The organism is Massilia jejuensis, assembly GCF_042656795.1.
Classification (GTDB): domain Bacteria; phylum Pseudomonadota; class Gammaproteobacteria; order Burkholderiales; family Burkholderiaceae_D; genus Telluria; species Telluria jejuensis.
The window spans coordinates 154,711-163,105 of record NZ_JBHSMS010000058.1; the positions used below are offsets into that span (position 1 = coordinate 154,711).

At 64.0% G+C, this 8,395-nt stretch carries 7 protein-coding genes; 3 read left to right on the top strand and 4 right to left on the bottom strand.

Annotated elements, in window-relative coordinates; genetic code table 11:
- Window positions 1–59 precede the first annotated feature (59 nt).
- Together ACFPOU_RS18300 and ACFPOU_RS18305 are read right to left on the bottom strand one after the other, a co-directional pair.
- Window positions 60–1,178, bottom strand: a complete 1,119-nt coding sequence (locus ACFPOU_RS18300; protein ID WP_379724479.1) for an aminopeptidase — start codon at window positions 1,176–1,178, stop codon at window positions 60–62.
- On the bottom strand, window positions 1,162–3,267 hold the full coding sequence (locus ACFPOU_RS18305) for a molybdopterin-containing oxidoreductase family protein (RefSeq protein ID WP_379724482.1): 2,106 nt from the start codon (window positions 3,265–3,267) through the stop codon (window positions 1,162–1,164). The genes ACFPOU_RS18300 and ACFPOU_RS18305 overlap by 17 nt, the downstream gene beginning before the upstream one ends.
- Before the next feature lie 147 nt (window positions 3,268–3,414).
- On the opposite strand from ACFPOU_RS18305, the gene ACFPOU_RS18310 reads away from it, so the two are divergent.
- Window positions 3,415–4,611 (top strand): M20 aminoacylase family protein, encoded by a 1,197-nt coding sequence (locus ACFPOU_RS18310; protein ID WP_379724485.1) that lies wholly within the window; start codon window positions 3,415–3,417, stop codon window positions 4,609–4,611.
- A 116-nt stretch (window positions 4,612–4,727) separates the two neighbouring features.
- Here ACFPOU_RS18310 and ACFPOU_RS18315 read toward each other — a convergent pair whose 3' ends face one another.
- Entirely contained in the window at window positions 4,728–5,627 is a 900-nt protein-coding gene (locus ACFPOU_RS18315; RefSeq protein WP_379724488.1) for an NAD(P)-dependent oxidoreductase, read from the bottom strand.
- 103 nt (window positions 5,628–5,730) lie between these two features.
- On the opposite strand from ACFPOU_RS18315, the gene ACFPOU_RS18320 reads away from it, so the two are divergent.
- Window positions 5,731–6,288, top strand: a complete 558-nt coding sequence (locus ACFPOU_RS18320; protein WP_379724491.1) for an acyloxyacyl hydrolase — start codon at window positions 5,731–5,733, stop codon at window positions 6,286–6,288.
- Between the two features lie 125 nt (window positions 6,289–6,413).
- Window positions 6,414–7,844: a DHA2 family efflux MFS transporter permease subunit gene (locus tag ACFPOU_RS18325; RefSeq protein WP_379724494.1), complete on the top strand. Its 1,431-nt coding sequence runs from the start codon at window positions 6,414–6,416 to the stop codon at window positions 7,842–7,844.
- 11 nt (window positions 7,845–7,855) lie between these two features.
- Here ACFPOU_RS18325 and ACFPOU_RS18330 read toward each other — a convergent pair whose 3' ends face one another.
- Window positions 7,856–8,146 (bottom strand): hypothetical protein, encoded by a 291-nt coding sequence (locus ACFPOU_RS18330; RefSeq protein WP_379724497.1) that lies wholly within the window; start codon window positions 8,144–8,146, stop codon window positions 7,856–7,858.
- Window positions 8,147–8,395: the final 249 nt, after the last annotated feature.

Sequence of the window (8,395 nt, forward strand, 5' to 3'; positions counted from 1 at the left end):
GATGCTATCGGGCAGCGCCCGTGGACGCAAGCGCTTTTGGCGCGATTGGAAGGGGCACTCTACGGCATGGCATTATTGGTGCGCTGCACCATGAAAGTGGCTGGCGGCGCGGCAAGCTCGTACAGCTTCAAGGCACGCTGGCGTTCGCTCTTGTCGAGCTTGGCCAGCGCATTGACCTTGCGGTAGAACGCGCGGAAATCCTTCTCGTTCCTGAGCATGGCGCGGAAGGCCGGCACGTAGTCGTTGTAGGTGGCGATCGAGGCCAGGTGGGCGTTCGAGAGCGGCTCGGCAAAGAAGCGGTCGTAGCCGGCATAGCCGCCCCAGTTCGCTTTCAGGACCTGGTATTCCTCCTTCAGCGCGATGAACAGGCGCGCCTTGGCGATGCGCTTGGTTTCGTCCGGAACGATGGACGTATAGGTGCGTTCGAGTTCCTTGCGGTACTTGAGCAGCAAGCCCAGGAAATCCTTGCGCCGCACCTTGTAGCGCGCATAGCCCTCGCGCATGGCCGGATTGCCGAAGCGTTCCAGCCAGAGTTCGACGCCGGCCTCCTCGACCGCGCTGGCGAAGGATTCGTTGAAGCGCGAATCGCCCTGGACATAGCTGACCTGGTGCGCCAGTTCGTGGAAGATCAGGCGCGCCAGTTCGGCGTCGGGATAGTTGATGAAGGTCGAGATGAGCGGGTCGCTGAACCAGCCGAGGGTCGAATAGGCGCTCACGCCGCCGACTTCGACGTCGCGCCCCTGCGCGCGCAATTGTCTGGCGTAAGCCTGGGCTTCATTCTTGCTGTAGTAGCCGCGGTAGTTCACGCAACCGGCCACCGGGAAGCACCATTGCAAGGGTTTGAGCGACAGTTCCGGCGTGGCGACGACGTTCCACAGCACGTACTGGCGCTTCAGGGCCGCATAGTTTTTATAGCTGTCGTTGTCGGGCAGGCCCATCTGCTGGACCGCGAAGCGGCGGATCTGGCGCGCCGTTTCCAAACGGTGCCGCAGCGAGGTGTTCGTGGCCGGGTCGGCCAGCCAGTCGTCGATGGGTCGTGCGTCGGAGAGGAGTGCGAGTTGGCCCTGGGCGGCCTGGGTGTAGTAATTCAGCGTAGAACAACTGGCAAGCATGCCGGCGCCGGCCCCCGCGAGGAGCACGCGCCGGAACAGACGGGAGAGGTTAAGGGATGATTTCATGTCCGGGTCGCGGTACGGCCTTGTCGACCTGCACCAGGGTGTCGTAGAAAGTGGGCGCCCGACCCATGTCTGTCAGGCGCTGGCTGGTCACTTCATTGGCGTTCTTGCCGTCCCTGGAAAGCTTCTTCCACCAGATCGACAGGCCCACCACGAGGCCCGGGCGCGCTTTGTCGGTGACGCGCACGCGGGCAAGGAACGAGCCGCGGTCATTGAAGATACGTGCCATGTCACCATGATCGAGGCCGCGCGGGGCGGCGTCGTTCGGGTGCATGTCAAGGTGCGGCTCACCCTCGGTTGCACGCAGGCTCTGTACATTGACAAAGGTCGAGTTCAGGAAGTTCCGTGCCGGTGGAGAAATCATTGCGAGCGGATATTTCTTCGCCAATGTAGGGTTCGATGCCACCGACTCGTAGGGCGCGATATAGCTTGGGACCGGGTCGAGTCCGTCGTCGGCCATCGTGGCGGAATAAAACTCGCATTTGCCGGACGGCGTCGGGAAGCCGCCCTCGGCGAACGGCGCATCCGGCATGTTCAGCTTTTGCCAGCCCTTTCGTTTCAGCGACTCCCAATCGAAGTGGATGGCGCGCGTGTGGGTCTTGTCGAAGGCTTGCGCGGCCAGCTGGTCGTCGCTCTCCTGGAAGCACGGGTCGGTCAGCCCCATGCGCGCGGCCAGCAACCTGAAAATCTCGCTGTTCGGCTTGGCTTCGCCCATGGGCGCGATCGCGGCATTGTTCGCCATCATGTACAGGTGGCCGTAAGCCAGGTGCGCATCGACATGCTCGAGCTGGGTGGTGGCCGGCAGCAGGATGTCGGCGTAGTCGGCGCTGTCGGTCTGGAACTGTTCCAGCACTACCGTAAACAAATCCTCGCGCTCGAAGCCTTGCTGGACTTTCGCGGAATCGGGCGCGATCGCCAGCGGGTTGGCGTTGTAGACGATGACCGCTTCGACCTGCGGGCCGAATGCGGGCGACGCCGGTTTCAGCAGATCGTCGCCGATGGTCGTCATGTTGATCGTGCGCGGGGCGCGTCCAGCCAGCAGATCCGGGCGTTGCAGCGCCGCGCGGTTGGCCGGGAAGGAACCCGAGGTCGACAACTGGATGCCGCCGGCCGCATGGCGCCAGGCGCCGACCAGGGCCGGCAGGCAGGCCATGTTGCGTACCGCCATGCCGCCGCCGCGCGCGCGCTGCACGCCGTAATTGCAGCGGATCGCCACCGGCTCGCCGCGCCTGGCCATGCCGCCGTACAGGCGTGCCAGGTCGACGATTTCCTCGGCCGTGATGCCGCAGGTCTCGGCGGTGCGCTCCGGCGTCCATTCGCCGGCGCGCGCTTTCAGTGCTGCGAAGCCAAGCGTGTATTTTGCAATGTAGTCGTGATCGAGCAAGTCTTCCGCAATCAGCACGTGCATCAGGCCCAATGCCAGCGCGGCATCCGTGCCGGGCAGCAGCGCAATGTGCTGGTGGCACTTTTCAGCCGTGAGCGAGCGGTAGGGATCGATCGCAACCAGTTTGGCGCCGCGGCGTTTCGCTTCCTGGGCTCGCATCCAGAAGTGCAGGTTCGAGGCGATCGGGTTGCCGCCCCAGATGACGATCAGCTTGGCATCCTGGAACTGTTCCATGTCGGTGCCGATCGAGGCGCCGACCGTGTACTTGTAGCCGGTAAAACCGGCGGTGGCGCAGATGGTGCGGTCCAGCAGAGAAGCGCCGAGCTTGTGAAAGAAGCGCATCGACATCGCTTCTCCCTGCACCAGGCCCATGGTGCCGCAATAGCTGTAGGGAAGAATGGCTTGCGGATCGCGCGCGGCGATCGGCTTCAAGCGGGCGGCGATGTCGTCCAGTGCCGCATCCCAGCTGATGCGTTCGAAACGTCCTTCTCCCTTCTTGCCGACGCGGCGCATCGGGTACAGCAGGCGTTCCGGCGAATAGGTGCGCTCGACGTAGCGCGCCACCTTCGTGCACAACACGCCGGCCGTGGTCGGATGCGCCGGATCGCCGCGCACTTCGGTCGCCACCCCGTCTTCGACGGTGACGAGCAAGGCACAGGTATCGGGGCAATCGTGGGGACAGGCGGCGCGGACTTGGGTGATGGACATCGGGTTCAATTCTCGGGAAAAACGTCGATAAACCAATACTTTAGCTGATTCAGCCAACGGTCGGGGCCGATGCTGGATTTCCCGTGTTGAGGCGGGCTACAATGGTCCGGACACTTGCATTCATGTCCATGCAAAAGGGAGAACAAGATGCGACTCGTGGAACCTATCCTGGCTTTTCAAGGCGAACTGGAACACATCCGGCGCGACCTGCACGCCCACCCGGAACTTTGCTACGAAGAACAACGCACCGCCGACGTCATCGCCGCGCGCCTGGAGGAATGGGGCATTCCGGTCGTGCGCGGACTGGGCGTGACCGGCGTGGTCGGCATCATCGAGAACGGTGCTTCAGGCCGCGCTATCGGCCTGCGCGCCGACATGGATGCGCTGCCCATGCAGGAGCTCAACACATTTGACCATGCGTCGCGCCACCCCGGCAAGATGCATGCATGCGGCCACGACGGACATACGGCGATGTTGCTGGGCGCGGCGCACTATTTGTCGCGTCATCGCAACTTCGACGGCACCGTCTACCTGATTTTCCAGCCGGCCGAAGAAGGCGGCGCGGGCGCGCGCCGCATGATCGAAGATGGCTTGTTCGACCAGTTTCCGATGGATGCGGTCTACGGCATGCATAACTGGCCGGGCCTGGCGGCGGGCAGCTTCGGCGTGGTTTCCGGGCCGATGATGGCGTCGAGTAACGAGTTTCGCGTGGTGGTGAAAGGCAGAGGCGCGCATGCGGCGCAGCCGCACCGCGGCATCGATCCGGTGATGGTGGCGGTGCAGATCGCGCAAGCCTGGCAGACGATCGTCTCGCGCGAAAAGAACCCGCTCGACACCGCCGTGCTGTCGATCACGCAAATCCACGCCGGCAGCGCGACCAACGTGATTCCCGACGAAGCCGTGATGATCGGCACCGTACGCACCTACTCGACCGCGGTGCTCGATCTGATCGAGCGCCGCATGGAGGAAATGGCGACCGCGATCGCGGCCGGTTTCAACGCCGGCATCGACTTCGGCTTCAAGCGCAATTACCCGCCGCTGATCAACCATCCGGAGCAGACCGCATTCGCCATCGAGGCCATGCGCGCGGTGGTGGGCGCGGCGAACGTGAATACCGCCGTCGAGCCGACCATGGGAGCGGAGGATTTCGCGTTCATGCTGCAGGCCAAGCCGGGCTGCTATGTCTTTATCGGCAATGGAGACGGCGATCACCGCTGCGGCGGGCATGGGCTGGGACCGTGCCAGTTGCATAACGGGAGTTATGATTTCAACGACCAGCTCTTGCCGATCGGGGCAAGTTATTGGGTCAAGCTGGTGGAGACCGGCTTGGCGGCGGCCGCGTGATGTGCATGCGTGATGTGCATGCGTGATGTGCATGCGTGATGTGCATGCGTGATGTGCATGCGCGATGTGCATGCGTGATGTGCATGTGTGATGCAGGGCGCAACGCCGCCCCGCATTCAGGGCAACCCGTCCGGTCCCGCGCCAAGCCGCTGGCCCGGATTGATGCGTTCCAGCGCCAACAGGGCCGCGGCCTGGTCGGCATGCCCCAGCTGCGCCCCGATCGATTCATAACTGCGCGTCGCCGCCGCCGTCAACGGCAGCACCAAGCCGGCCGCCCCCGCCGCGGCCAGCACGTTATGCAAATCCTTCAACTGGCTTTTCACTTGCCCACCTGGCACGAAATTGCGCTCCAGCATGCGTTGCCCATGCACTTCCAGCACCCGGCTGCCGGCAAAGCCGCCGCGGATGGCTTCGCGCACCGCGCCCGGATCCGCGCCTGCCGCCTGCGCCAGCAGCAAGGCTTCGGCCACGATGTTGATCGTCGCGCCGACGATTAATTGATTGCACAGCTTGGCGACCTGCCCGCTGCCGTTCGGCCCCACCAGCTGCGCCTTGCCAAGCACGGCGAACAGGGGCGCGGCCTCGTTGAAGTCGTGCAGGCTGCCGCCGGCCATGATTGCCAGCGTGCCCGCCTCGGCGCCCGCTTCTCCGCCCGAGACCGGCGCGTCGAGGAAACGCATGCCCTGCCCGGCCAGGCGCGCATGGAAGGCCAAGGCCTCGTCGTGGCGGGTGGAACTCATGTCGATCCACAAGGCGCCCGGCGCCATGCGCGGCAAGGCCGCCTCGATCGTCGCCCCCACCGCCGGCCCCGCTTCCAGCATCGAGACCACGATGGCGGCCCCGTCCACCGCCTCCCCGATCGCGGCACAGGGCACGGCGCCGCGCGGCGCGAGCGCTTGCGCCTTGGCCGCGGTACGGTTCCAGACCCGTGGTGCCATGCCGGCGGCGGCCAGGCGGGCAGCCATCGGGCGGCCCATCAGGCCGATACCAAGAAATGCGACAATTGGAGTAGACATACGGTTCCCTTGCACGATTTGATGAGTGACGACTTAATTTTGTTGATACTAGTACAATAATCGAATGCGCCAGCCTGGACTGGCTCTTTTTACGAAAGCAATTATGTTCTCTATCCAAAAAATGGGTGCCAGCCTTGGCGTGGCCGCTACCCTGCTGGCCGGCCAGGCCTGCGCTGCCGACAACGGCTGGGCCGATTCGGCCGCCTTCGAGTTCGGCACCGGCGCCAAAGTACGCATGGCACGCGTGGCCGTGCAAAAAAACTGGGATGTGCGCTGGTTCGCCTCGCACGGCCGCCACCTGGGCGGCTATTGGGACCTGTCGGCCGCCTATTGGCGCGGCACGGCCTACCGCAACGTGCCGGGCCAGCACCAGAACCTGGCCGTGGTCGGCATCACACCGGTGCTGCGCTACGCGCGCGACGACAAGCTTGGCTGGTATGGCGAGGCCGGCATCGGCGCGAACCTGTTTTCGGAGCTGTACAACAACGACGACAACCGGCTGTCGACCGCCTTCCAGTTCGGCGACCACGTCGGCATCGGCTATGTCTTGCCGAATAAATGGGATCTCGGCCTGAAGTTCCAGCATTATTCGAACGGCAGCATCAAGCGGCCCAACAGCGGCGCCAATTTCCTGATCCTGAGCGCGCGCTATGCGTTTTAATTAAACGTATCGCCTGCAAGCGGCTGCCGTCAAGATGGCGCCCGCTTGAATTCGGCATCCGATGATTTATGTGACAATCCAGGCAGGCATGCGCATTCGCGCGCGCCCGACTGGATGAGGCTCGCTTGGATAGTTCGACCGTCAAGACCTATTTGCCATGGTTGGTCGCCACTGCCCTGTTCATGGAGCAGCTCGACGCCACGGTCGTCAATACCGCCATTCCGAGCATCGCGCTCAGCCTCGGTGTCACGCCGCTGAGCCTGAAGTCGGTCGTCACCAGCTATATCCTGGGCCTGGCCGTCGGCATTCCCGTCAGCGGCTGGATGGCCGACCGCTACGGCACCCGCCGCGTGTTCCTGGTTGCGATCGGCATCTTCACGCTGGCCTCGGTGCTGTGCGGCCTGGCGCCGAGCGCCGAACTGATGACGGTGGCGCGCCTGCTGCAAGGCCTGGGCGGAGCGATGATGATGCCGGTCGGGCGCCTGGCCATCGTGCGCACCTTTCCAAAAGCCGAGCTGATGGGGGCGATGAACTTCGTCATCATTCCAGCCCTGATCGGCCCGCTGCTGGGCCCGACGGTCGGCGGCCTGATCGTGCACTGGACGTCGTGGCGCGCGATCTTTTTCATCAACGTACCCTTCGGCCTGATCGCCATGTATCTGGTCTGGCGCCATATGCCCGATTACCGCGGCGACGAGCCCCGTCCGCTCGACATCTTCGGCCTGATCCTGTTCAGTTGCGGCACCGCGATGTTGTCCTGGCTGCTGGAAATCTTCGGTGAACACACGCTGAGCAGTACCGCGACGGCCCTGCTGCTGGCATTCTCGATCGGCCTGCTGGCCGGCTACGCGCTGCATGCCAGCCGCATCGAATTCCCGCTGCTGCGCCTGACCCTGCTCAAGGTGCGTACCTTCCGCATTTCGGTGCTCGGCGGTTTCGTCACGCGCCTGGGCGTGGGCGGCCTGCCCTTCCTGCTGCCGCTGCTGTATCAGCTGGGCCTGGGCTTGCCGGCCTGGCAGTCGGGACTGTTGATGATGCCGTCGGCCGTGGCCGCCATGGGAATGAAGCTGGTTGCGCCGAAAGTGCTGGCGCGCTTCGGCTACCGCCAGGTGCTGGTATTCAATACCTTGTGCATCGGCGTGACGATCGCCCTGTACGGCTTCGTCGGGCGCGATACGCCGCTGGCGGCGATCGTCGTCATCAGCCTGATGCAGGGCTTTTTTAATTCGCTGCAGTTTTCCAGCATGAACACGCTGGCCTATGCCGATATCGAGCAGGGCGATACCAGCATGGCGAGCACGATCTCGAGCTCGTTCCAGCAACTGTCGATGAGTTTCGGGCTGGCGGCCGGTTCGCTGGTCGCCGCCTGGTTCCTCGGCGGCGTGCCGCAAACGAACCAGGCGCAGGTAACTGATGCGTTGCACCACGCGTTCTGGGCGCTGGCCGTGCTGACAATGCTGTCGGCGGGGATTTTCTACTGGTTGCGGCGCCAGGACGGCGACAGCATCAGCCGCGGCCGCGCCGTCGCCAAACAAGCCGAGCCGGTGGAGCAGTAGCCGTCCTAAGCTCAAGCAAGGGCGGTATCGACCGTCAGGCGCGCCAGCAGCCGCTCGCGATGGTGCATCACGAAATGGACGAAGACCTGTTCCTTGACAGCCAGGCGCACGATGCCGGGCAGCAGCGGGTAGCAGAAGACGGCGACTTTGCGTACCGCCTCGTCATTCGACAAGCTCGTCCGGGCCGCGCTGGCACTGCCGCCCAGCATCGGCATCAGCGCAGCACGGTGGCGCGAAACGATGGCGTTGAAGGGAGCGGCCAGCTTGTCGCTCAGGTCGGTTTGCTCGGGCGCGGTAGGCATGGGATTCTCCAGAGTGGTCAACTTAAAAGTTTGCCCTCTGGAAAATACTATACGCTGAGCTACAGCAATCCGGTGCGTTCTGCGCCCGCGTCGGCCTTATGAGCCGGCCGGGCGTCTCCGCGCCGCAACGCTTGGCGCCAGATGGCGATGGCCAGCACGCGCGCGCAAGCGACCTGCTTCATGCCACGGGACGAAAAAAAACCCGCTGATCTGCATCAGCGGGTTTTTTCTTTATAACTAGCCTGACGA

What these genes read in the sequence shown, in the direction of transcription:
- ACFPOU_RS18300 (WP_379724479.1), bottom strand. Translation starts at nt 1,178, where the DNA reads ATGAAATCATCCCTTAACCTCTCCCGTCTGTTCCGGCGCGTGCTCCTC.
- ACFPOU_RS18305 (WP_379724482.1), bottom strand. Translation starts at nt 3,267, where the DNA reads ATGTCCATCACCCAAGTCCGCGCCGCCTGTCCCCACGATTGCCCCGAT.
- ACFPOU_RS18310 (WP_379724485.1), top strand. Translation starts at nt 3,415, where the DNA reads ATGCGACTCGTGGAACCTATCCTGGCTTTTCAAGGCGAACTGGAACAC.
- ACFPOU_RS18315 (WP_379724488.1), bottom strand. Translation starts at nt 5,627, where the DNA reads ATGTCTACTCCAATTGTCGCATTTCTTGGTATCGGCCTGATGGGCCGC.
- ACFPOU_RS18320 (WP_379724491.1), top strand. Translation starts at nt 5,731, where the DNA reads ATGTTCTCTATCCAAAAAATGGGTGCCAGCCTTGGCGTGGCCGCTACC.
- ACFPOU_RS18330 (WP_379724497.1), bottom strand. Translation starts at nt 8,146, where the DNA reads ATGCCTACCGCGCCCGAGCAAACCGACCTGAGCGACAAGCTGGCCGCT.